Consider the following 23,755-nt stretch of genomic DNA (forward strand, 5'->3'; position numbering starts at 1 on the left):
TCAACGGTATAACCGCTGACAGGTGGCGCAGACTATACCACCTCAGCGGGGCATGAACAAACGGCCCCGCTGCGGCGCACGCGAATTACGAGCAAAATCGGATAATCACCGTGATCGGCCGCACAACGCGCGAACCCGCTCCTCAGCGGCGGCGCGCGCCTGACGGTCAATGTCTAAGACCGCTTCGATGCTCGTCGGTTCCTGCAGCGCGAGACGTTCCACCACCTGGCGATTGACCGCCGCGATATCGGTAAAGCGAATCTGCTGCTGCAAAAATGCCGCCACGGCGATTTCGTTGGCCGCGTTCAGCGCGGTGGTGGCCGCCTGGCCGGCATCAAACGCTTCGATCGCCAAATACAGGCAAGGATAACGCTCACGCTCCGGTTCGGCGAAGGTCAGCGAACCGATACGGCAGAAGTCCAGCGCTTCCACACCGGAATTCACACGCTGCGGATACGCCATCGCGTGAGCGATTGGCGTGCGCATATCCGGCGTCCCCAACTGCGCCAGCACACTGCCGTCTGCATAGCGCACCATCGAGTGAATCACCGACTGCGGGTGCAGGATCACTTCCATTTGCTCGGCCGAGGCGTTAAACAGCCAGCGGGCCTCAATGTATTCCAGACCTTTGTTCATCATGGTGGCGGAATCCACCGAGATCTTGCGACCCATCGACCAGTTCGGGTGGGCGCAGGCTTGATCCGGCGTCATCGCGGCGAACTGTTCCAACGGCGTGGTGCGGAACGGGCCGCCGGAACCGGTAAGCACGATGCGCGAAACACCATGACTGTCCAGTGAAGAGTATCCCAACTGACGCTGAATGTTCTCAGGCAAACTCTGAAAAATCGCGTTGTGCTCGCTGTCGAGCGGCAGCAGTTGCGCCTGGCTTTGCCGCACCGCGTCCATAAACAGACGGCCGCAGGTGACCAGCGACTCTTTGTTGGCCAGCAGCACCTGCTTGCCCGCGCGGATCGCCGCCAGCGTCGGCAACAGCCCCGCGGCGCCGACGATGGCCGCCGTCACTTGATCGACGTCATCCAAAGCGGCCAATTCACAGGCCGCTTGTTCCCCGGCCAACACTTCGGTAGCGACGCCGTTCTCCGCCAGGATAGCGCGCAGCTCGCGCGCGGCGCTTTCATCCGCCATCGCGGCAAACGCGGGCCGAAATTCCATGCATTGCTGCGCCATGACCGCAACGTTGCGGCCGGCCACCAGCGCTTTGATCGCAAAACGGTAGAGATTCGCCCTGACCACGGCCAGGGTGCTGGTCCCTACCGAGCCGGTCGAGCCAAGAATGGTCAGTTGCTTCATGAGTTCACTCTGAATAACTGTCTGATGAGATCGGAGGTGCTCCAGTGTGGAACCTTGGACACCGCTTGTCCATGATCTTTCAGTACGATGAAACGGGATCTGCGCCACAAAAAACAAAGCGCCGCCCAGGCGACGCTTTTTTTCTGCGCGATGCTGATTAGAATTCCATCAGCTCTTTTTCTTTCTCCGCCAGCGCGGCGTCGACCAGCTTGATGTAAGCGTCGGTCATTTTCTGAATCTCGTCTTGTGAACGACGCTCTTCGTCTTCGCTGATCTCTTTATCTTTCAGCAGCGCCTTGACCTTGTCGTTGGCATCGCGACGCACGTTACGCACCGCTACGCGGCCCTGCTCGGCTTCGCCGCGCACGATCTTGATCAGATCCTTACGACGTTCTTCTGTCAGCGGAGGCAGCGGAACGCGAATGTCAGAACCGGCGGAAGACGGGTTGAGGCCCAGATCGGAGCTCATGATCGCTTTCTCAACGGCCTGGCTCAGGCTGCGGTCGAATACGTTGATTTTCAGCGTGCGGGAGTCTTCCACGGTCACGTTGGCCAGCTGACGCAGCGGCGTAGCGGCGCCGTAGTATTCCACCATGATGCCATCCAGAATGCTTGGAGAAGCGCGGCCGGTACGGATCTTGCTGATTTGGTTTTTGAATGCTTCTACGCTTTTTTCCATGCGTGAATCAGCATCTTTTCTGATTTCATTAGTCACGTTGCAAACCCTTGGAAGCTGGTTACTTGGCAGGCGATACTCAAGTATAGCCCGTAATCGTACTCGAAGAGCGCGCGGCGCCTGGCGTCACGCGCTCCGAAAAAGAGGTGTGAACAGCCTTATTTGCTGATCAACGTACCTTCGTTCTCACCCATCACCACGCGGCGCAGCGCACCAGGCTTGTTCATGTTGAACACGCGGATCGGCAGACCGTGATCGCGGGCCAGCGTAAATGCCGCCAGATCCATCACTTTCAGCTCGCGCTCCAGCACGTCCTGATAGGTTAATTGTTCATACAGCGTCGCATCCGGGTTTTTCACCGGATCGGCGGAGTATACGCCATCCACTTTGGTGGCTTTCAGCACCACGTCCGCTTCGATCTCGATGCCGCGCAGGCAGGCAGCGGAATCGGTGGTAAAGAACGGGTTGCCGGTACCGGCGGAGAAGATCACCACGCGGTTGTTGCGCAGCAGGCTGATAGCCTCTGCCCAGCTGTAATTATCACATACGCCGTTCAGCGGGATCGCTGACATCAGGCGGGCGTTCACATAGGCACGGTGCAGTGCATCACGCATAGCCAGGCCGTTCATCACGGTAGCCAGCATTCCCATGTGGTCGCCCACTACGCGGTTCATGCCGGCTTGCGCCAACCCCGCGCCGCGGAACAAGTTCCCGCCGCCAATAACTACACCGACCTGAATTCCCAGTTCGACCAGCTCTTTCACTTCCTGAGCCATGCGATCCAAAACGCTGGCGTCGATACCAAAACCTTCTGCACCTTGCAGGGCTTCGCCACTCAGTTTAAGCAGAATACGCTGATATACGGGTTTTGCATTGGTTGCCATGGTGTTCTGTCCTAAGAAGCAGTATTAGTATTGGGGATTTCAGCCGATGAAACGCGCCTGAGGTGAGCATCACGCTGCAGGGCCTGCCACCGGTGTAATTCTGGCTGGATAGTATGGAACCGCCAGACGGCGGTTCCATCGACAGTCATTAAGACTGTTTGCTCATCGCGGCAACTTCAGCAGCGAAGTCGGTTTCGACTTTCTCGATGCCTTCGCCCACTTCGAAGCGAATGAAGTTGGTCACGTCAGCGTTGTGCTCTTTCAGCACCTGAGCAACGGATTTGCTCGGATCCATAACGAAAGGCTGACCGGTCAGAGAAACTTCGCCGGTGAATTTCTTCATGCGGCCTTCAACCATTTTCTCTGCGATTTCTTTCGGCTTGCCGGACTGCATGGCGATGTCCAACTGAACCTGGTACTCTTTTTCTACCACTTCAGCAGACACGTCTTCTGGCTTCACGAACTCTGGCTTGCTCGCCGCAATGTGCATTGCGATTTGCTTAACCAGCTCTTCGTCAGCGCCTTTAGCCGCAACCAGAACGCCGATGCGCGCGCCGTGCAGGTAGCTGCCCAGCACGTCGCCTTCCAGGGAAGCAACGCGACGAATGTTGATGTTTTCGCCGATTTTTGCCACCAGCGCTACGCGCTCTTCTTCGAACTGTGCTTTCAGCACGTCAACGTCAGTGATTTTGCCGGCCATAGCGGCATCCAGCACTTTGTCGGCGAACGCCTGGAAACCGGCGTCTTTCGCAACGAAGTCAGTCTGGCAGTTAACTTCCAGAATGATGCCGTAGTTGCCTTCGATCTTGGTTTTGATCACGCCGTCAGCAGCTACGTTGCCTGCTTTTTTAGCGGCTTTGATCGCACCGGACTTACGCATGTTTTCGATTGCCAGTTCGATGTCGCCGTTGGATTCAACCAGCGCCTTCTTGCAATCCATCATGCCAGCGCCGGTACGCTCGCGCAGTTCTTTTACCAGGGCAGCGGTAATATCAGCCATTTATTTTTCCTCGGTTATCTCGCGTGGAGACAGTTCTCATTCAGATAAGCAAAGGGGGCCTTTACAGGCCCCCCTAACCAACATATGTCAATACCTGGTTAATAAGGGCTCAGTGACGAGCTTGCCTTATTATTCAGCTTCTACGAAGCCTTCTTCCGCCTGAACGGCCAGATCTTGAGAACGACCTTCACGCACAGCGGCAGCAACAGCAGTCAGGTACAGGTTTACTGCACGGATTGCGTCGTCGTTACCAGGGATGATGAAGTCAACGCCGTCTGGGTTGGAGTTGGTATCAACGATAGAGAATACCGGGATACCCAGGTTGTTGGCTTCTTTGATCGCGATGTGCTCGTGATCGGCATCGATAACGAACAGTGCGTCTGGCAGACCGCCCATATCTTTGATACCGCCCAGGGAGTTTTCCAGCTTGGCCAGTTCACGAGTGCGCATCAGCGCTTCTTTCTTGGTCAGCTTGTCCAGGGTGCCGTCTTGAGACTGGATTTCCAGATCTTTCAAACGCTTGATGGACTGACGAACGGTTTTCCAGTTAGTCAGCATGCCACCCAACCAGCGGTGGTTCACGAAGAACTGGTCACAGCTGTTCGCAGCGTCTTTTACCGCTTCGCTTGCTGCGCGTTTGGTACCAACGAACAGGATCTTGCCTTTACGGGAAGAGATCTTGCTCAGTTCAGCCAGAGCGGCGTTGAACATTGGTACAGTCTGCTCCAGGTTGATGATGTGAACCTTGTTACGAGCGCCGAAGATGAAAGGCTTCATTTTCGGGTTCCAGTAACGGGTCTGGTGACCAAAGTGAACACCAGCCTTGAGCATGTCGCGCATGGAAACAGTTGCCATGATTAAACCTCTATAGATTAATTGGGGTTATGCCTCCACGTATCCCATAACGCCGACCCTGGCGGCGACAAGTCACCTCAGGGCACCCCGGCGGATGTGCCGATACGTGTGTGTTATTTACACAAAATGAGTGCAGTTAAAGTATTTTCGGCTCATTCCCGCCAGGTCACAAGAACCAAGACACGGATCGCCGGCGCGCTTTATACCATAAACCCGCCGCCGACACCAACTTTTGTTGCGTTTCGCCGGGCGTCAGGAAATGAAATTTGGCAGCCCCCGGCCGGGCTGATACCATAAGTCACTGCTTCTTATTGTCGACGATAACGACACCTGCGGACGAATTTCATGGCAATCTCAATTAAAACACCTGATGACATCCAAAAAATGCGCGTGGCCGGCCGCCTGGCCGCCGAAGTGCTGGAGATCATCGAGCCGCACGTCAAACCTGGCGTGACCACCGGCGAGCTGGACCGTATCTGTCACGAGTACATCACCAACGAGCAGCAGGCCATTTCCGCCTGCCTCGGCTATCACGGCTTCCCGAAATCCGTGTGCATTTCGGTGAACGAAGTGGTGTGCCACGGCATCCCGAGCGACGACAAAACGCTGAAAGACGGCGACATCGTCAACATCGACGTGACCGTGATTAAAGACGGTTTCCACGGCGACACGTCGAAGATGTTCATCGTCGGCAAACCGACCATTCTGGGCGAGCGCCTGTGCCGCGTTACTCAGGAAAGCCTGTATCTGGCGCTGAAGATGGTCAAACCGGGCATCCGTCTGCGCACCCTGGGCAAGGCTATCCAGCAATTCGTCGAAGCCGAGAAGTTCTCCGTGGTGCGCGAGTACTGCGGCCACGGCATCGGCGAAGTGTTCCACGAAGAGCCGCAGGTGCTGCACTATGACGCGGACGACGGCGGCGTGGTGCTGCAGCCGGGCATGGCCTTCACCATCGAACCGATGGTCAACGCCGGCGACTACCGCATCCGCACCATGAAAGACGGCTGGACGGTAAAAACCAAAGATCGCAGCTTGTCGGCGCAGTATGAGCATACTATTGTGGTGACTGATAACGGCTGCGAGATAATGACGTTGCGCAAGGATGACACCATCCCCAACATCATTACGCACGAGATGTAAGCACCGCGGCGAACGCCGCGTGCAGAATATCACCAGGCCGGCTTATGCCGGCCTTTTTTATGGGCTGCGCACTATGTCTGACAATCTTCTTCAACAGGCGGCCCCGGCCGTGCCGATGCCGCCCGCCTCCCCCAGCGCCTACGGCGACGACGAGCTCACCTGCCCGGTGCTGAAACAGCGGCTGGAACAGTTTCAGCTGTGGCTGGCGGCGGCGTTCGACGCCGGCTCCAGCGCAGAAAGCCTGGTGGCGGCGCGCAGCGACTTCATCGATCGCCTGCTGCGCCGGCTGTGGACGTTCTACGGCTTTGAAGATATCCCGGAAACCGCGCTGGTGGCGGTCGGCGGCTACGGCCGCGGCGAGCTGCACCCGCTGTCGGATATCGACGTGCTGGTGCTCAGCCAGCGCCGGCTGACGGAGCAACAGTCGCAGCGGGTCGGCGAATTCATCACCCTGCTGTGGGATCTCAAGCTGGAAGTGGGCCACAGCGTGCGCACCCTGGAAGAGTGTCTGCTGGAAGGGCTGGCGGATCTGACCGTGGCCACCAACCTGATCGAATCGCGCATGATCTGCGGCGACGTCGCGCTGTTCCTGCAGATGCAAAAACATATCTTCAGCGACGGCTTTTGGCCTTCGCCGCAGTTTTTCCACGCCAAGATCAACGAGCAGCAAGAACGTCATCAGCGCTACCACGGCACCAGCTATAACCTGGAGCCGGATATCAAAAGCAGCCCCGGCGGCCTGCGTGACATCCACACGCTGCTGTGGGTGGCGCGCCGCCACTTCGGCGCCACCTCGCTGGACGAAATGGTCGGCTTCGGCTTTCTCACCCAGGCCGAACGCAACGAGCTGAACGAATGCCAGAGCTTCCTGTGGCGCATCCGCTTTGCGCTGCACCTGGTGCTGCCGCGTTACGACAACCGTCTGCTGTTCGATCGCCAGCTCAGCGTCGCGCAGCTGCTGCGCTATGAAGGCGAAGGCAACGAGCCGGTCGAGCGCATGATGAAAGACTTCTACCGCATGACGCGGCGCGTCAGCGAGCTGAACCACATGCTGCTGCAGCTGTTCGACGAAGCCATCCTGGCGCTGGACGCCACCGAAAAACCGCGTCCGCTGAACGACGATTTCCAACTGCGCGGCGCTCTGATCGATCTGCGTGACGAAACGCTGTTCATCCGCGAGCCGCAAGCCATCATGCGCATGTTCTACCTGATGGTGCGCAACCGCGAGATCAAAGGCATTTACTCCACCACCGTGCGCCAGCTGCGCCACGCGCGCCGCCACCTGAAACAGCCGCTGTGCACCATCCCGGAAGCGCGCGATCTGTTCATGGCCATCCTGCGCCATCCCGGCGCGGTGTCGCGCGCGCTGGTGCCGATGCACCGTCACAGCGTGCTGTGGGCCTATATGCCGCAGTGGGGCAAGATCGTCGGGCAGATGCAGTTCGATCTGTTCCACGCCTATACCGTCGACGAACACACTATCCGGGTGCTGCAGAAGCTGGAGAGCTTCGCCGATCCGCAAACCCGGCCGCGCCATCCGCTGTGCGTGGAGCTGTATCCGCGCCTGCCGCACCCGGAACTGCTGCTGCTGGCCGCCTTGTTCCACGATATCGCCAAAGGGCGCGGCGGCGATCACTCGATCCTCGGCGCGGAGGACGTGGTGGAGTTCGCCGAGCTGCACGGCCTCAACTCGCGAGAGACCCAACTGGTGGCCTGGCTGGTGCGCTGCCACCTGCTGATGTCGGTCACCGCGCAGCGCCGCGATATCCAGGATCCGACGGTGATCCAGCAGTTCAGCAGCGAAGTGCAGAGCGAAACTCGCCTGCGCTACCTGGTATGCCTGACGGTGGCGGATATCTGCGCCACCAACGAAACCCTGTGGAACAGCTGGAAGCAGAGCCTGTTGCGCGAGCTGTATTTCGCCACCGAGAAACAGCTGCGCCGCGGCATGCAAAACAGCCCTGATCTGCGCGAACGCGTGCGCCACCACCGGCTGCAGGCGTTGGCGCTGCTGCGCATGGACAACATCGACGAAGAGGCGCTGCACCGCATCTGGAGCCGCTGCCGCGCCGACTATTTCCTGCGCCACTCGCCGAATCAGCTGGCCTGGCACGCCCGCCATCTGCTGGCCCACGATTCCACCCAGCCGCTGGTGCTGGTCAGCCGCCAGGCGACGCGCGGCGGCACCGAGATCTTCATCTGGAGCCCGGATCGTCCTTATCTGTTCGCCGCCGTTGCCGGGGAGATGGATCGCCGCAACCTGAGCGTGCACGACGCCCAGATCTTCACCAACCGCGACGGTATGGCGATGGACACCTTTATCGTGCTGGAGCCGGACGGCAGCCCGCTGGCGCAGGATCGCCACGCGGCGATCCGCCAGGCGCTGCTGCAGGCCATCACCCAGCGTGAGTACCAGCCGCCGCGCGTGCGCCGTCCCTCTTCCAAGCTGCGCCACTTCAGCGTGCCGACCGAGGTCACCTTCCTGCCGACCCACACCGATCGCCGCAGCTACCTGGAGCTGACCGCGCTCGACCAACCCGGCCTGCTGGCGCGGGTGGGCGAAGTGTTCGCCGATCTGGGGCTGTCGCTGCACGGCGCGCGCATTTCCACCATCGGCGAGCGGGTCGAGGATTTGTTTATCCTGGCCGACGGCGAGCGGCGCGCGCTCGACCAAGAAACGCGCAGAAAGTTGGAGCAACGGTTGACAGAGGCCCTCACCCCAAACGATAAAATGTGATACAAGTAACTTTTTACCGACAACATCAGGAAAGAGAACAGCATGCAGCAATTACAGAACGTTATTGAAAGCGCCTTCGAACGCCGTGCGGACATCACCCCGGCGAACGTAGACACCGTAACGCGCGAAGCGGTAAACCAGGTGATCGGCCTGCTGGACAGCGGCGCCCTGCGCGTCGCCGAGAAGATCGACGGTCAATGGGTCACCCACCAGTGGCTGAAGAAAGCCGTGCTGCTCTCTTTCCGCATCAACGACAACAAGGTGATGGACGGCGCGGAAACCCGCTACTACGACAAAGTGCCGATGAAATTCGCCGACTACGACGAAGCGCGCTTCCAGAAGGAAGGCTTCCGCGTCGTGCCGCCGGCCACCGTGCGCCAGGGCGCGTTCATCGCTCGCAACACCGTGCTGATGCCGTCTTACGTTAACATCGGCGCCTACGTCGACGAAGGCACCATGGTCGACACCTGGGCCACCGTCGGTTCTTGCGCGCAGATCGGCAAAAACGTTCACCTGTCCGGCGGCGTCGGCATCGGCGGCGTGCTCGAGCCGCTGCAGGCCAATCCGACCATCATCGAAGACAACTGCTTCATCGGCGCGCGTTCCGAAGTGGTGGAAGGCGTGATCGTGGAAGAAGGCTCGGTGATTTCGATGGGCGTCTACCTCGGCCAGAGCACCCGCATCTATGACCGCGAGACCGGCGAAATCCATTACGGCCGCGTGCCGGCGGGTTCGGTGGTGGTTTCCGGCAACCTGCCGTCGAAAGACGGTTCTTACAGCCTGTACTGCGCGGTGATCGTCAAGAAAGTCGACGCCAAAACGCGCGGTAAAGTCGGCATTAATGAGTTATTGCGTACTATCGACTAAATTGAAATAGCGGGTGATTCACCCGCTATTTTTTTGTCTGCGTTTCGCTGGCAGTCACAGTCGCAGATCTCGCTTTCCGCCATAATCGCAGTCGTGGAATATAACGATCACATCTAAAGAGGGCGCAGTATGTACGATAACTTGAAGAGTTTGGGCATCAATCAACCGGAAGACGTCGATCGCTATAGCCTGCGTCAAGAGGCCAACAACGACATCCTCAAGATCTATTTCCGCAAGGACAAGGGCGAGTTCTTCGCCAAGAGCGTGAAGTTCAAGTATCCGCGCCAGCGTAAAACCGTGGTGGCGGACAACGCCGGCCAGGGCTACAAGGAAATTCACGAGATCAACCCGAACCTGCGTTACGTGATCGACGAGCTGGATCAGCTGTGCCAGCGCGATCAGGTGGAAGTGGATCTGAAGCGTAAAATCCTCGACGACCTGCGCCATCTCGAAGGCGTGGTGTCGCACAAGATTGCCGAGATCGAAGCCGATCTGGAAAAACTCACCCGCGGCAAATAATGCGGATCGGCTGACCCGCATCATCGTTAAGGCGCCCTGTTACGGCGCCTTTTTACGTTATGACTGCAGCAGCGTGCCCCACTGCTCGACCCACGGGCAGGCGGCCACTTCCGGCTCCGGCTGTTCCATCGCATCGATTTCCAGCACTTCGCCAACGCGGGTGGCGCCCTGTTCCTGCAGCAGCGCATCGAACGTGCGCCCGGCGCCGCAGAAGTGGTCATAGCTGCTGTCGCCGAGGGCGATCAGCCCATAGCGCAGCTCCGGCTGATAGCCAACCTGATCGCGGATAGCGTGGAACAGCGGCGCGATGCTGTCCGGCAGATCGCCCTGCCCGGTGGTGGAGGTGATCACCAGCGCGTAGTGCTGACGATAAAACTGCCAGGCCTCCAGCGTGCCCTCTTCGAACAGTTTGACCTCATGGCCCTGCTCGCTGAGGATGTTTTGCGCCTCTTCCGCCACCAGCAGCGAATTGCCGTAGACCGTTCCCACGAAGATACCAACCTGAGCCATGGCTCCTACTCCCTTCATTACCTTTAAAAATTGTCAGCTATCCTGACCGTTAGCCGCGCTAAACTCAACCCCGGCAAGTTCAGGGAATACCCCCGCCCAGCCGAACTGCGCCATCACCCCTTGCCAGGCCTCGTCCCAGCGCGCCGTTACCTGCAGCGGCTCGCCGGTCACCGGGTGCGTCAGCTGCAGATGGCTGGCGTGCAGCATCAGGCGCGGGCAACCGAAATGCTGCGCCATCCCGCGATTCTGCCGCAGATCGCCGTGCTTGCTGTCGCCGATGATCGGGTGGCGCAGGTGCGCCATATGGCGCCGCAGCTGATGTTTGCGGCCGGTTTCCGGCTGCAGTTCCACCAGACTGTAACGCGCGCTGTCGTAGCGGCCGACGGCCACCGGCATCTCTACCTGCGCCAACGGCCGGTAGTGCGTCACGGCCGGCTGCGGCCCCTTGTCAGCATCGGCATGTTTATCGGCGATTTTATCCAGCTCCGCCGTCAGCGGGTAGTCGAGGGTCGCCTCCTCCTGCACGTAACCGCGCACCACCGCATGGTAGGTTTTCTGCACCTGATGCTGCTCGAACTGCTGCGACAGCAGGCGCGCCACCTCGCTGGAGAGCGCCATCAGCAGCACGCCGGACGTCGGACGATCGAGACGGTGCACGGTAAAGACGTGCTTCCCGAGCTGATCGCGCACCGTCTGCATCATAAAGCGAGTTTCATGACGGTCCAGCCAACTGCGGTGCACCAACCAGCCCGACGGTTTGTTCACCGCCACCAGGTGTTCATCCTGATACAAAATCTCAATCACATCGCATTCCCAGGTCAATAGCCGTTTCGGGCGCGAGTATAACAGGCATGAGACGCAACGCTAGTTCACCCATTCGATGGTCACCAGGCGCGTATCGGCGCGGCCGCGATCGTCCACCGCCCGAATGCGGTAGCGCCCGTTGTTGATCGGCCGCCAGTCGATCGGTTTTTTACTGGCGCTGCTGCCGAGATAGATATCGTCGACGAACCAGTACACCGTCTTGCTGTCGGCGTCCGTCACCGCATTGAAGGCGATTTTGTCCCGTCCCTGTTGCGACTGGCGCAGGGTATAAGTGGTGTTTTTCAACGGCGAGGTGATGCGCGGCGCGTTGCCGCCGACGGCGATGCCGTTGTCCTTGCAGCGATTGACCGGCGGCGCCCGCTTCGGCAGCCCGGCCTGGGCGAACACGTTGGCCAAATCGGAAGGCCAGAATTCAAAAATTTCGGTGCGGGTCTGCGCCGCGTCATACGGCGGGCAAACAACCTCGCCGCTGTGAATATCCAGCACCACCGGCCGGTAGACGCTGTCTACCTTGATCGGCGACTTGCCGGGAATGAACCAGGTCTTGCCCTTTTGCTGGCACCACGGCGTCGGCAGATCGCCGCTGGCGAGACAGATGTCTACCCGCCGCAGCCGCTTGGGGAACGGATGTTTCGGTTCCCGCAGGGCGGGATAGCTGGCGTTGACGCTGTCGATGATATTGAAAAACAGCGGCGCGGCCGCCTCGGCGCCGACCAACGCATTGTTGCCGCGCCCATCGAAGTTGCCTTCCCACACCACCAGCACGTAAGGGCCGAAAATCCCGACGCTCCAGGCGTCGCGAAAGCCCCATGAGGTGCCGGTCTTCCAGTACACCGGCAGCGACGAAGAACGCTGCGCCAGCGTATCGCCCGGCCGCCGGTGCTGGCGCAGCATATCCAGCGTGATGAAACTGGCCTCCTCGCTCAACAGCCGCACCGGCCTCGGTTCACCCTCGTTCAGCCGCAATCGCAGCGGCCGCAGCTCGCCGCGGTTCGCCAGCAACGCGTACAGCTTCGCCAGCTCCTGCGCCGTCACCTCGCCGCCGCCCAGCACCAGCGACAGTCCGTAGTGGCTCTCATTGGCCATATTGGCGACGCCGGTCAGGCGCAAAAACTGATAAAAGGTCGGCTGACGCAGCTGTGAGGCGACATAGACCGCCGGGATGTTACGGCTGAAATTCAGCGCGTCGGTGGCGGTCACCGGGCCGAGAAAACGCCGGTCGAAATTTTCCGGCGCATAGGCGCCGAACGACGAAGGCACGTCTTTCAGAATGGTCATCGGATGCAGCACGCCCTGCTCCATGCCCAGCGCGTAGATGAACGGCTTCAGCGTCGATCCCGGCGAACGCTTGGCGTTGGTGCCGTTCACCTGCCCCTGGATCGGACGATTGTAATAGTCCGCCGAGCCCACCAGCGCGCGCACCCCCATATCGCGGCTGTCCACCAGCAGCACCGCGGCGTTTTGGATGCCGCGGCTGCGGTTGCGGGCGATAAAAGCGTTGACCTGCCGTTCGACCAGCCGCTGCAGCCCGGCGTCCAGCGTCGTGTCTACGCGGGTATCGCGCTGCACCAGTTGCTGCGTCTGCAGGCGCAGCTGTTCGATAAAGTGCGGTGCGATATAAGGCACTTGTTCAGGCTGCCGCAGCGCCAACGGCAGGCGGAACAGCGTTTGCTGGCTGGCGTCGGTGGGGTAAACCCGCTGCCAACGCTGGAACAGACGATTGCGCGCCTGCGTCAACGCCGCGCCGAGCACGCCGGTTTTCGGCTCCAGACGGTAGCTGGGTGACTGCGGCAAGACCGCCAGCGTCAGCGCCTCCGGCAGAGTCAACTCCCGCGGCGGCTTGGCGAAATAGATCAGGCTGGCGGCGCCGATGCTTTCAATGTTGCGGCCGTAGGGCGCGTAATTCAAATAGGCTTCCAGGATATCGCGCTTGGAGTAGCTCAGTTCCAGCTGCACCGCACGCAGCACCTGCAACACCTTGCCGCCCGGCGTACGGGTATTGAGATGCCAGCGCATCCGCGCCAGCTGCATGCTGATGGTCGAACCGCCCTGCATTTTGCCGCCAGCGACATAACTGCGCCAGAAACCGCGCATCAGGCTGACAGGGTTAAAGCCGGGGTTATAGTAGAACCAACGATCTTCGTGCAGCAGCAACCCGCGCACCGCCAGCGGCGACACTTGCTCCAGCGAGGTCCACAGCCGGTAGCGATCGTCGTTGGCCAGCGTAATGCGCAGCAGCGCGCCGTGCCTGTCGTAATAAACGGAAGACTGCGGCAGCCCCTGCCACAGGGGCGGATGCGGCCACAGCCGAATTGCGGTCAACAGCAGCGCCAGTAAAAACACCGCCATCAAGCCGTTTTGCAGCACGCGCCCGGTCAGGATCTTCATACGTTCTCAGCATTCCGGCGCCAGACGCTGGCCTGGCGCCGGATACGGCCTAGTCGTTGCCCGCCGGCACCACCACCAGCTTGCCGCCGCCGGCCGACATGGCCTGCACTTCTCGGTCATACATGGCTTCGCCGTAGGCCGGTGGAATAATAAAGCTGCCGGTATTGGTGGCCTTGATCTGATAGACGAACTCCTGCACCTCGGTGCCGACGCTGCCGTAGATAATCACCCGATCTTCACGGATGTCGCTGTAATCCGGCGCCCAGGTGGAGCCGGTGGCGGCCAGCGGCGACTGCCAGCCGCCGCGATCGTCGCTCTCCTCACCGGCATCGGCCGGTTCCGGCGGCGTCTGCTGCACCACTTCGAACCCGCCCGGCAGCAGATCGACAATCGCCAGGTTGCTCTGCCCCTCTTTCGAGTTGGCGCGCACCTTCAGATGGACGTTGATCTTCTGCCCCAGCGTCACCTGCGTCACCGGTTTACCCTGTTCGTCGGTGTACTCGCGGACGATCTCAATCCCGCGCGACAGCGCTTTTTGCGGCGCGTTCAGATCGTAACCGGCCTGCGTCACCACATACCAGGCCGGCGCGCTGCCGCCGTTGGTGAAGCGCACGGCGGTGGCATCGGCGTTGAACTGCCCCTGAACGAACAGCCCCTGCAGCTCACTGATGCGCTGTGGCTCACCGCCGGCTTTATCTACCTGCACGATGCCTAACGCGTCCGCATTGGCGGATTGCGCCGCCACCTGGGCCGAATAGCTTTCCAGCGCCAGGATGCTCATTGCAGAGGAGTAGGTGGTATAACGCTCTTCTTTCAGTGCCTTGACCATATTCTCCAGCACCTGCGGCGGAATCGACGCCACCTTCTCAGGGAAGTGACGGGTAATCAAATACAGCCGCGTCGCATCCTGCACCAGCGGATCGAAATAGTTCTGCGTCCACCAGGCGCTGTCATAGGCTTTGCTCAGTTGCTGCCAGCTGGGTTGCAACAGCGCGGCGGCTTCGTCGTCCATCTTCAACAAACGATAGGAAGAGGCCAGATACAGCGCGCTCAGATCGGTTTTCCACTCTTCGCCATAGCGTTTTTGCAGCGTATCCTGCACGGCCGCCAGCGAGTTGGTGGTCACTTCGCCCTGCAGCGTCAGCAGGTAGACCGCCCAACTGCGCAGGCGCAGCAGATACAGATCGTCGAAACCGCTGGCCGCCAGCTCGCGCAGCGCGCCGTTGGCTTCGTCCAGCATGCCTTCCGGCAGGGCGTAACCCGCCGCTTTGGCTTCGAGCAGATATTGCACCACATAAGGCGTGACGAAAGGATCGGCATCCGGCGACGAACGCCAGGCGCCGATCGCCCCGCTGTCGTTCTGACGGGCGCGCAGCACGCTCAGCAGGTTGCGCAGCTGCTTGCTGACTTCCGCCTGGCTCAGGCTGCCTTTCATCTCTGGATGGCGGCTCTGCAACATCAGCGGAATGGAACGGCTGACGATCTGCTCGGAACAGTAATACGGATAATCCGCCAGGTATTGCGCCAACCCGCTGGTCAGCACCAGCGGCGAATTCGACACCGCCGCCCGGCGCTGCGCGAAGGCGTCGAACATCTGGCGCAGGCCATCGACGTTCTGGCTGCCGCCGCTCATGCGCCCCATCACCGATTGAGTACGGTACGGCGCCGCCGGCCGCACCGAGGTGCTGACGGTGCGACGGCTGGCCTGGTCGCCGTAACGGGCGTCGAACACCAGCGGCGCATCGCCCAAAACGGCTTTGGCGCGCAGACGGAAGGCGATCACGCCCTCGCGTTTTTCCGCCAGCGTCAGGCTTTGCGTCGCGTTGCCCACCACCTCCAATTGCGGCGGCGGCGTCAGCAGGACGTTGATGGCTGCCGACTGGCCGTTCAGCCCTTCGAGGTTGTTGCTGACGCCCACGCTGACGTCGAACTCATCGCCCGGCGCCACCATCGCCGGCACGTTCGGCGTCATGATGAAGCTGTCGCGCACCGTAGCGGCGGTTTGCGCCTTGCCGATTTTCTCCGGCGTCACCGAAATCGCCATGACGCGGATCTTGCCGTTGAAGTAATCCGGCACCGGGTAGACGAACTGCTTCTCGCCGCTGACTTCGGTTATGCCGGACCAATAGGCCACCGGCTTATCGCGCTTGCGCTTGAACGGGTTGAGGTTGAGATCCAGCCCTTCGCCCGCATCGCCGCCCGGCGCCGCGGTCAGCGCCATCAGCTTGCTGAATTCCGGCAGGATCAGATCGAGGATCTGCGAGCTGCTCACGTTCAGTTCGCGCTTGCTGAAGAAGAACTCCAGCGGATCCTTCAGGCGATAACGCGCCACCTGCAAAATGCCCTCATCGACGGCGAACAGCGCCACCTGCTGCGGCGCATCGGTCTTGACAGTCATCGTCAGGTTTTCACCCGGTTTGATGACCTCCGGTGCCGTCACCTCAAGGCTGTTTTGGCGCGCCCTGGTACTGATCTTGAACGGCATCACGCCATAGCTCAGCGGGCTCATGAAGATCTCGCTGGAGTTGATGTCGCGCACGAACTGCACGTTGATGTAGCCGTTGCCCTCCATGCCGGCCGGCACGCGGATCGTCTGCACCGAGCTGGTGGTGTCGGTGTGGAACCACTGCCAGGCGTAAACCTTGTCCTTCTCGATGGTGATCAAGCCACTGCCGGTATAAGGCGCGTTGATCGCCACCTCGATCTCTTCGCCGGGCTGATATTCCGCCTGGTTGAGTTTTAGCTTCAGTTCGGCGTTGCGATCCAGCGAACGGCTCAGGTTGGCGTTGCCGGCCACGCTGTAGGCGACGCGGTTGAGCGTCTTGCCCTGCGCATCTTCGATCACCAGCACGAAGTCGCCCGGCTTATCGGTCGCCAGCCGCAGATCCGCGCCCTGATCGCCCAGCGCCAGCGGCTGTTCCGAGAGCTGCACTTCCTTCATCTTCGATTGGTATTTGTAAACGCCCGAATCCTGTTTGGTCAGCACCGAAATGTATTTCTGTTCGATCAGCACCTGCTTCAGGTTCGGCATGGCGATCTGTTTCAAGGCCGGATCAATGGCGATCACATTCAGATGCCGCTCCGCATCGCGATTGATGTAGCCCAGATCGCCGTCGGCCTTCACCCCAATCAGGTAATCGTAAGGCGAAACCAGCGTACGGGCGGTAGCCGCCACCGAGCGACCGCCGCCGGCAACGAACGCCTCCGACAACAGCTGCAGCTGATAAGTGGCGTCGGCGTAAGATTTCAGATCGAGCGGAATATCAGCCGCGCCGTGTTCATCGGTGGTGCGATCTTCCAGCTCGGTTTCGAACCCGTCGCTGTTTTGCCGGTTTTCGTAGAACGCATAATCCGGGAAGCGATCGAAGCTCGGATACATTGGCCGCAGCGTCAGCCTGGTGGTCACACGGCGATCTTGCGCCGGGGTGCCGAACAGGTTCTGCACATCGATGCTGGCCTTCAGCTCAGACGGCTTGACCCAGCCTTGCTGGCGGTCCGGCGTCAACGCCAGCTTCACTTTCAGTTGATCCGGCTCGAACTCCTTCACATTGACTGCGGTATGGCCGAGCAGCGTGGAGGTGTCGTTGTTTTTGCCGATCAGATACAGATAAACGTTCCACTCGCCGGTGGGCGAGTTTTCATCGGTGGTATAGCTCAGTTCGTTGAAACCGCTGGCGCCCAGCGTCAGCGGCACGGTGGACATCAGCTTGTCGCGCGGATCGCGAATTTCTGCGCGCACCGGCACGCCGGCGAGGCCAACGCGCCAGTCGGCGGCGCGAGTGATCAGGCCGATATTGAAGGTGTCTCCCGGCCGATACACGCCGCGGTCGGAGAACAGGTAGCTGCTGAGCGTGCGCGGATCGGTCGGCGTTTGTTCACCGGCAACGTCGAAGCGCGAGAAATCCAGCCCGCGATCGTTAGAGCTGCCGGTCGGCAGGAAGGAGACATCCCCTTCTTTCTCCACCAGGAACATCACCGGCTGGCGCTCGTTGGTGTACACATCCAGCGCCGGGAAACGCACGTGGCCGTCGGCGCCGGTGGTTTGGCTGAGCAGCGTCACGCCGTTTTTGGCCACCACAGATACGTTGGCGCCGCTGACCGGCGCACCGCTTTGGATCGACTGCACGAAGACGTCGCGCGTCTTATCCTGCGAGCTCTTGGCGACGATGCCCAGATCGGTCACCACCACAAAACGCGAATCGCCGACGTCGGGCTGCTCTTCCCCTGCGCTCTCGTCCTGTTCCTGCTCCTGCTCGGCGCCCGCCTCTTCCGCCGCCGGTTTGCGATTCGGCTGCCATTCCGACAGCGTCAACAGAAACACCCCACGATGGGAACTGGCGTTGGTGGAGAGATAGCGGGAAAGATCGATGCCCTGATAGTTCACTTCCCCCGGCCGCTCGTTGTTGAGCGCCGTCTGGTATTTGAAATGCTCGGTGAAATACTCATCGTTGAGCCGGTTGAATTCCGTGGACGAGTATTCCCGGCTTTTGAAGGAAACAATGTGCTGCAGCTGACTCGGGATCACCCGCTTGATGTCCAGCCGCAGGCCCGCCACGTTGCGCGCCGCCACGCTGATCTGCTTGTCGCCGTTGACCGACAGCAGCGAGCCCTGCGACATGAACTGCAGCGATTTCGGGAACTCCGGCACTTCGACCACCCGATAAACCTTCTTCGGCATTTTGTAACCGCCGGCGGAGATCAGCTGGTTATCGATCTCGAGCAGCATAAAGCGGTGCGCCGGGGCGTCAAAACGGAAGCTGAACTGCGGCTGATAGGCCTCTTCCGCCTCGTTAAGCGTCAACGGCAGCGGCGTCGCCTGCGCCAGCACGTTCTTGCCGACGCTGTCTACCGTCCATGGGTAAAAGTCTTCAGCATCATTGGCGGCCTCGGCATCGCTCGGATCGTGCTGCGGCAGCAGCCAGGCTTTCGCGGCTCGCGCCAGCTCTTTATCCTTCACCGCATCGCTGAAACCAACCACCAGCGCACGCTGCCCTTTGCCGCCGTCGGTGTCCACCACCTGGGCGCTGGCGTCGCTCAGCGCCAGGCTGTAGAGGGTAGGAACCTTGACCCAGTTGCTTTTCGCCTCTTCGACCGCGTTGCCGGCCGCCGTCGATTTAACGCCCTTGCCGACGGTCAGATGTACCGCGCCGCCCTGATCCAGCGCCTGCAGCGGCTCGGAATGCACCCAGGCGTTCAGTTTTTTCTCGTCATAGACCAGAGAGAAATTCAGCTTCTTCTCGGAGGTGGCGTTGCCTTCTTTCAATCCCAGCGAAATCTGTTTTTCAAAGCTGGCGACGTCGACCGGCGCGTTGAACTGCAGATTGAAAATCGCGCTGCGTTTCTGCGCATTCTGCGGATCGCGGTAGTACTCGGCCTGCCCCAGACGGTAGTCGAACGCAGGCACGGTGAAGGCATAGCGGGTTTTGGCGAGTTTGACCTGCGGCGCCAGCAAGGCGGCGGGCTCGAGGGTCACGTCATATTTCGCGCCCATCGGCAGCGGCTTTTTCGGCGTGAACACCAGCGTCGATTCATTGTTCCACGCCCACTGTCCTTCCGCCGTCGGTTTGAGGGTGATGCCGGCGCTCACGGTTTTGCCCACCGCGGCGATCGGCGCGACCGAGCCGCTGAAGGCCAGGCTCACCGTTTGTGGCGCTTGCCGGGCGGCGGTGTAATCTATCGGCGCGGGGTTAGCCAGCGATGCGCTGACCTCCTGAACCACCATCGGCGCCGGTTCGATCGGCTGAGGCCGATTTTGCCACCAGTGCCAACCGTAAAACGCGCCGCCCGCGGCGCCTGCCAGCAGCAGCAGGCCCAGACCGATCGCTTTCGGATGTTTATCCACGCCGCTTTCCAGCCGCAGAAAACCGCGCGGCAGCGCAGCCCACCAGGCCGGCGCGCGCCAGCTGAGGTTGCCGACCAGCGGTCTCAGCAACCGCCCCAACAGCGACAAGACCCCACCCAACAGGCGGCAAACGCCCTTAACCAGGGTAAAAGGCAAACGAAGGATAAACCTTAATAAATCCATTATTGCAGCACCTCATCATCCTAATGCAGCCCCCGGTCAACCACCGCGGTTTAACCGAGCCGAAAGACGCCGTCGGCTCTCCTGCCCGGCATCCGCGCGAGTACTCTACACTGCCGGGCGGCAAAAATCTGCGCGCCGCCGGCGAATTACGGCTCTTTATTCAACATCAAATCCAACTGCTGCAGCAGCACCAACAGCGGCAGACTGCTCGGCTCACGCTCCTTCAACGCCTCCTCGAAGTAAGGCGTGATGGCAAAACGCGTCGGCAGCGGCGCTTCGGCGTCCAACAGCGCATACATGCGCGGCAGAAACACCCACTGCAGCCAAGCCTCGGCCGACATGCTGTCGATGCAGAACGGCTCGGTGCTGGAGAAAGCCTCAGGCTCGGGCGGCGCGGCCTGCCACAAGGCCAAATCGCGCATGGATTGTTCAATCGCCTGCAAACTGCGGCGAACCTGATTATGTATACTCATCTGCATTCCCGATCTCTTTTCATCATGATATTCAGCTCGCTGGCTGAAAGGCGGCAAAGCATAGCATTTTTATAGCCCAAATTTGGCGCGCCCGAGACCGGCTGCCGTTTTTATCTGGTGGCGTGCGCCGCCGCGCGGCACAATAGGCCCACCGAATTCACCACACAGATAAAGATTCATGTCCGTAATAACAGAGAAAAAAAATCACGCGACGCCCGGTAAGGCCATGCTGGCCTCGGTCACCGGTTACGCCATGGACGGGTTTGACCTGCTGATCCTCGGCTTTATGCTGCCGGCCATCAGCATCGAATTAGGATTAACCTCATCGGCCGCCGGTTCGCTGGTCACCTGGACGCTGATCGGCGCAGTGCTGGGCGGCGTGATCTTCGGCCATCTCAGCGATCGCTTCGGCCGCATCCGGGTGCTGACTATCACCATCCTGATGTTTTCCCTGTTCACCGGCCTGTGCGCCGTGGCGCAAGGCTATTGGGACCTGCTGGCCTATCGCACGCTGGCGGGCATCGGGCTGGGCGGCGAGTTCGGCATCGGCATGGCGCTGATCGCCGAAGCCTGGCCGGCGGAGAAACGCAACCGCGCTTCAGCCTACGTCGGCATGGGCTGGCAGTTGGGGGTGCTGGCGGCCGCTTTCCTGACGCCGTTGCTGCTGGAACATATCGGCTGGCGCGGCATGTTCCTGGTCGGCCTGCTGCCGGCGCTGGCGTCATTCCTGATCCGCCGCACGCTGGGCGAACCGGAGGAATTCGTGCGGCAGAAAGACGCCGGGCAGCCGCTCTCCTTCCTTCAGCGTTTGCGCCTGCTGTTTAAGGATCGCGCCACCAGCAAGACCAGCATCGGCATCTTCATTCTCTGTTCGGTGCAGAACTTCGGCTACTACGGGCTGATGATCTGGATGCCGACTTATCTGGCGAAAAACTTCGGCTTCTCGCTCACCAAGTCCGGCCTGTGGACGGCGGTGACGGTGGTCGGCATGACGTTCGGCATCTGGCTGTTCGGCGTCCTGGCCGACCGCTTCGCCCGCTGGAAGATCTTCGTGCTGTATCAGGTCGGCGCGGTGGTGATGGTGATCGGCTACGCCCAGTTGAGCGATCCGATGCTGATGCTGTTCGCTGGCGCAGTGATGGGCATGTTCGTCAACGGCATGATCGGCGGTTACGGCGCGTTGATTTCCGATACCTACCCGGTGCAAGCACGCGCCACCGCGCAAAACATCCTGTTCAATCTGGGACGCGGCGTCGGCGGCCTGGGGCCATTGGTGATCGGCGCGCTGGTGACGCAGGTGTCGTTTACCGCCGCCATCAGCCTGTTGGCGGCGATTTACCTGCTGGATATCTACGCCACGCTGTTCCTGCTGCCGAAAAAACAGGGCGCAGGCGATACGCTGGGCGCGATTGGTTAACGCGGAAGAAGGATTGAGACGGGGCGCACGCGCGGCGGAATAGAACAAAAAGTTGGGGGCACTGCGTTAACAGTGCCCCCGGTTCGTTTTATAGCCATCCCGCTACACAGCATGCTCCCTGCTCAATCCTTGAAAACTTTTCCTGCGGCCATCCTGACCAAGTGGTCCTTGCATCATCCTGCAGCATCGTCCTGACGCGGTTCCTCAGCCTTCCTGACCCGCCGACAGTCCTGCGCCGGCTCTCAATCTCCGTCCTGGAGGTGTCCTTGGTTTCAATCCTGAAACATCCTGGGCATCTCCTGACGCCATCCCTCGCTCTTGCCTGAGCGCATCCCTTTCTTCTTCCTGAAGCTGCATCATCCTGATGCTTTCCTGCTCCGCCGGGTCCGTGCCGGTAATGATAAGATCGCTCAAATTTCCCGGAATCACAAGGGTTTGAGAGGTGTCTCACACTAAATTAAGACTAAGAGTTATCCTAAAGAAATTCTAACCAATTGATCTGGATAACAATAATCTCATGGTCCAAAGAGAGGTGAAAAAAATTAAGAGCGATCTCTCACAGCCCGTGTGAGAGATCTCTTACACGACCGACGGCGAATCCGCCGCGCTTCAGTCCAGCACTGGGCGCAGCGCATCGAGGAAATTCCCCAGCGTCGCCGCCAACAAGGTGCGCTTATCGCTGCCAAACTGCTCCAGCACTACGTTGCCGCTGACGTTGCACAGCGACACCATCGTCATCTCGGATTCGGTGGTCGCCAGGAAGAGAGTCGGTGACAATTTGAGGCGCTTTTGCGTCACCAGATGGCCGATCAGATTCTCCTGCAGGCGGATGAAATCCTCTTCGCTCCATACCTGCAGCAGGCTCAGGCGATGCTCCCCAAATTGCGCGCTCATGTCACCGGCGTATTGCTGCGTGTAGAAACGGTGCGCATCCGGCTGCAAACGCAGCTCCAGTGCGGCCTCTACCTTCTCCAGCGTCGCCGCCGGTTCGAAAGGCTGCGGCAACCACAGCACGTCGTCCTCGCGATTCTCCACGATGCAGGGCGATGGCACGCCGTACAGCGCCTCGCTGGCCGGCGCGTGGCCGCGCTCTTGCTGCCACAACTCGACATAGCGTTGAGTGAATTCACGCAGAGCGTGCGATACATCATGGTCCATATTCTTTCTCGCATACGTTAAACTGACGGCCATTGTACCTATCTCTGACCGAGGTGACAGCAGATGTCCTCATATCAAGACCACCAGGCCCTGTCAGGGCTGACGCTGGGCAAACCCACCGCCTATCGTGATCGCTACGACGCCACGCTGCTGCAGGCGGTGCCGCGCAGCATGAACCGCGAGCCGCTGGGGCTGTATCCCGACAACCTGCCCTTCCACGGCGCGGACATCTGGACGCTGTACGAACTCTCCTGGCTGAACGCCAACGGGCTGCCTCAGGTGGCGGTGGGCGAGATCAGCCTCAACGCCGACAGCCTGAACCTGATCGAATCGAAAAGCTTCAAGCTGTATCTCAACAGCTTCAACCAAACGCCGTTCGCCGATTGGGAAACGGTGCGCAGCACGCTGCAACGCGATCTGTCCGCCTGCGCCCAGGGCGAGGTGAGCGTCACCCTGTTCAGCGTCGACCAACTGGAAGGCAGCCCGATCGCTCGTCTGGCCGGCGACTGCATCGACCAGCAGGATATTCGCATCGACAATTATGAGTTCAACGCCGACTACCTGCAGAACGCCGCCGGTGAAGAGGTAGTGGAAGAGCAATTGGTCAGCCACCTGCTGAAGTCCAACTGCCTGATCACCCATCAGCCCGACTGGGGCTCGGTGCAGATAAGCTACCGCGGCGGCAAGCTCGATCGCGAAGCGCTGCTGCGCTATCTGGTTTCCTTCCGCCACCACAACGAATTCCACGAGCAATGCGTCGAGCGCATCTTCAACGATCTGATGCGCTATTGCCGGCCGCAAAGCCTGACGGTTTACGCCCGCTATACCCGCCGCGGCGGACTGGATATCAACCCGTGGCGCAGCAACGTCGCATTCGCTCCCGAGCACGGCCGCCTGGCGCGCCAATAAGTGCGAAACATTGCTCAACAACTGAGCTAACGAGCGGTTTGTGTTGGTAAAAGCGCAGGGA

General features: G+C 60.3%; 17 protein-coding genes. 6 read left to right on the top strand and 11 right to left on the bottom strand.

Annotated elements, in window-relative coordinates:
• Positions 1-105 precede the first annotated feature (105 nt).
• From ispC to rpsB, 5 genes are all read right to left on the bottom strand, one after another.
• Entirely contained in the window at positions 106-1,311 is a 1,206-nt protein-coding gene (gene ispC / locus SERRSCBI_RS18915; RefSeq protein ID WP_042785264.1) for a 1-deoxy-D-xylulose-5-phosphate reductoisomerase, read from the bottom strand.
• A gap of 157 nt (positions 1,312-1,468) precedes the next feature.
• Entirely contained in the window at positions 1,469-2,026 is a 558-nt protein-coding gene (frr, locus tag SERRSCBI_RS18920) for a ribosome recycling factor (protein WP_025160240.1), read from the bottom strand.
• Between the two features lie 119 nt (positions 2,027-2,145).
• Positions 2,146-2,871, bottom strand: coding sequence for a UMP kinase (pyrH, locus tag SERRSCBI_RS18925; RefSeq protein ID WP_004931940.1), 726 nt, complete (start codon positions 2,869-2,871; stop codon positions 2,146-2,148).
• A 148-nt stretch (positions 2,872-3,019) separates the two neighbouring features.
• On the bottom strand, positions 3,020-3,871 hold the full coding sequence (gene tsf, locus SERRSCBI_RS18930) for a translation elongation factor Ts (RefSeq protein WP_033644872.1): 852 nt from the start codon (positions 3,869-3,871) through the stop codon (positions 3,020-3,022).
• A 129-nt stretch (positions 3,872-4,000) separates the two neighbouring features.
• Complete coding sequence (gene rpsB / locus SERRSCBI_RS18935) at positions 4,001-4,726, bottom strand: 30S ribosomal protein S2 (RefSeq protein WP_016929891.1); 726 nt, start codon at positions 4,724-4,726, stop codon at positions 4,001-4,003.
• A 345-nt stretch (positions 4,727-5,071) separates the two neighbouring features.
• On the opposite strand from rpsB, the gene map reads away from it, so the two are divergent.
• The 4 genes from map (at position 5,072) to SERRSCBI_RS18955 (ending at position 9,989) form a co-directional block, all read left to right on the top strand.
• Positions 5,072-5,866, top strand: coding sequence for a type I methionyl aminopeptidase (gene map, locus SERRSCBI_RS18940; protein ID WP_028127527.1), 795 nt, complete (start codon positions 5,072-5,074; stop codon positions 5,864-5,866).
• Between the two features lie 73 nt (positions 5,867-5,939).
• On the top strand, positions 5,940-8,603 hold the full coding sequence (glnD, locus tag SERRSCBI_RS18945; protein WP_042785782.1) for a bifunctional uridylyltransferase/uridylyl-removing protein GlnD: 2,664 nt from the start codon (positions 5,940-5,942) through the stop codon (positions 8,601-8,603).
• Between the two features lie 42 nt (positions 8,604-8,645).
• Complete coding sequence (gene dapD, locus SERRSCBI_RS18950; protein ID WP_004931932.1) at positions 8,646-9,470, top strand: 2,3,4,5-tetrahydropyridine-2,6-dicarboxylate N-succinyltransferase; 825 nt, start codon at positions 8,646-8,648, stop codon at positions 9,468-9,470.
• A gap of 129 nt (positions 9,471-9,599) precedes the next feature.
• On the top strand, positions 9,600-9,989 hold the full coding sequence (locus SERRSCBI_RS18955) for a DUF3461 family protein (RefSeq protein WP_004931929.1): 390 nt from the start codon (positions 9,600-9,602) through the stop codon (positions 9,987-9,989).
• 57 nt (positions 9,990-10,046) lie between these two features.
• On the opposite strand, the gene SERRSCBI_RS18960 is transcribed toward SERRSCBI_RS18955, so the two are convergent.
• The 5 genes from SERRSCBI_RS18960 to SERRSCBI_RS18980 all read right to left on the bottom strand — a co-directional run bounded on the left by SERRSCBI_RS18960 (position 10,047) and on the right by SERRSCBI_RS18980 (position 20,210).
• On the bottom strand, positions 10,047-10,499 hold the full coding sequence (locus tag SERRSCBI_RS18960; RefSeq protein WP_033644870.1) for a flavodoxin: 453 nt from the start codon (positions 10,497-10,499) through the stop codon (positions 10,047-10,049).
• Positions 10,500-10,532: 33 nt separating this feature from the next.
• Entirely contained in the window at positions 10,533-11,303 is a 771-nt protein-coding gene (gene truC / locus SERRSCBI_RS18965) for a tRNA pseudouridine(65) synthase TruC (RefSeq protein ID WP_042785783.1), read from the bottom strand.
• A gap of 60 nt (positions 11,304-11,363) precedes the next feature.
• Positions 11,364-13,712, bottom strand: a complete 2,349-nt coding sequence (gene pbpC / locus SERRSCBI_RS18970) for a penicillin-binding protein 1C (RefSeq protein ID WP_042785265.1) — start codon at positions 13,710-13,712, stop codon at positions 11,364-11,366.
• A 49-nt stretch (positions 13,713-13,761) separates the two neighbouring features.
• Positions 13,762-19,737: an alpha-2-macroglobulin gene (locus SERRSCBI_RS18975; RefSeq protein ID WP_042785266.1), complete on the bottom strand. Its 5,976-nt coding sequence runs from the start codon at positions 19,735-19,737 to the stop codon at positions 13,762-13,764.
• 146 nt (positions 19,738-19,883) lie between these two features.
• Positions 19,884-20,210: a YqcC family protein gene (locus SERRSCBI_RS18980; RefSeq protein WP_033644943.1), complete on the bottom strand. Its 327-nt coding sequence runs from the start codon at positions 20,208-20,210 to the stop codon at positions 19,884-19,886.
• Positions 20,211-20,388: 178 nt separating this feature from the next.
• Between SERRSCBI_RS18980 and SERRSCBI_RS18985 the strand changes: the two genes are divergently transcribed.
• Positions 20,389-21,627 (top strand): MFS transporter, encoded by a 1,239-nt coding sequence (locus tag SERRSCBI_RS18985; protein WP_042785267.1) that lies wholly within the window; start codon positions 20,389-20,391, stop codon positions 21,625-21,627.
• 609 nt (positions 21,628-22,236) lie between these two features.
• On the opposite strand, the gene syd is transcribed toward SERRSCBI_RS18985, so the two are convergent.
• Positions 22,237-22,785, bottom strand: coding sequence for a SecY-interacting protein (syd, locus tag SERRSCBI_RS18990; RefSeq protein WP_033644866.1), 549 nt, complete (start codon positions 22,783-22,785; stop codon positions 22,237-22,239).
• Between the two features lie 63 nt (positions 22,786-22,848).
• Here syd and queF point away from each other — a divergent pair, with 63 nt between their 5' ends.
• Positions 22,849-23,694 (top strand): NADPH-dependent 7-cyano-7-deazaguanine reductase QueF, encoded by an 846-nt coding sequence (queF, locus tag SERRSCBI_RS18995; RefSeq protein ID WP_042785268.1) that lies wholly within the window; start codon positions 22,849-22,851, stop codon positions 23,692-23,694.
• Positions 23,695-23,755: the final 61 nt, after the last annotated feature.

Origin of the sequence: Serratia sp. SCBI, from assembly GCF_000747565.1 — a bacterium.
Lineage (GTDB): Bacteria > Pseudomonadota > Gammaproteobacteria > Enterobacterales > Enterobacteriaceae > Serratia > Serratia ureilytica.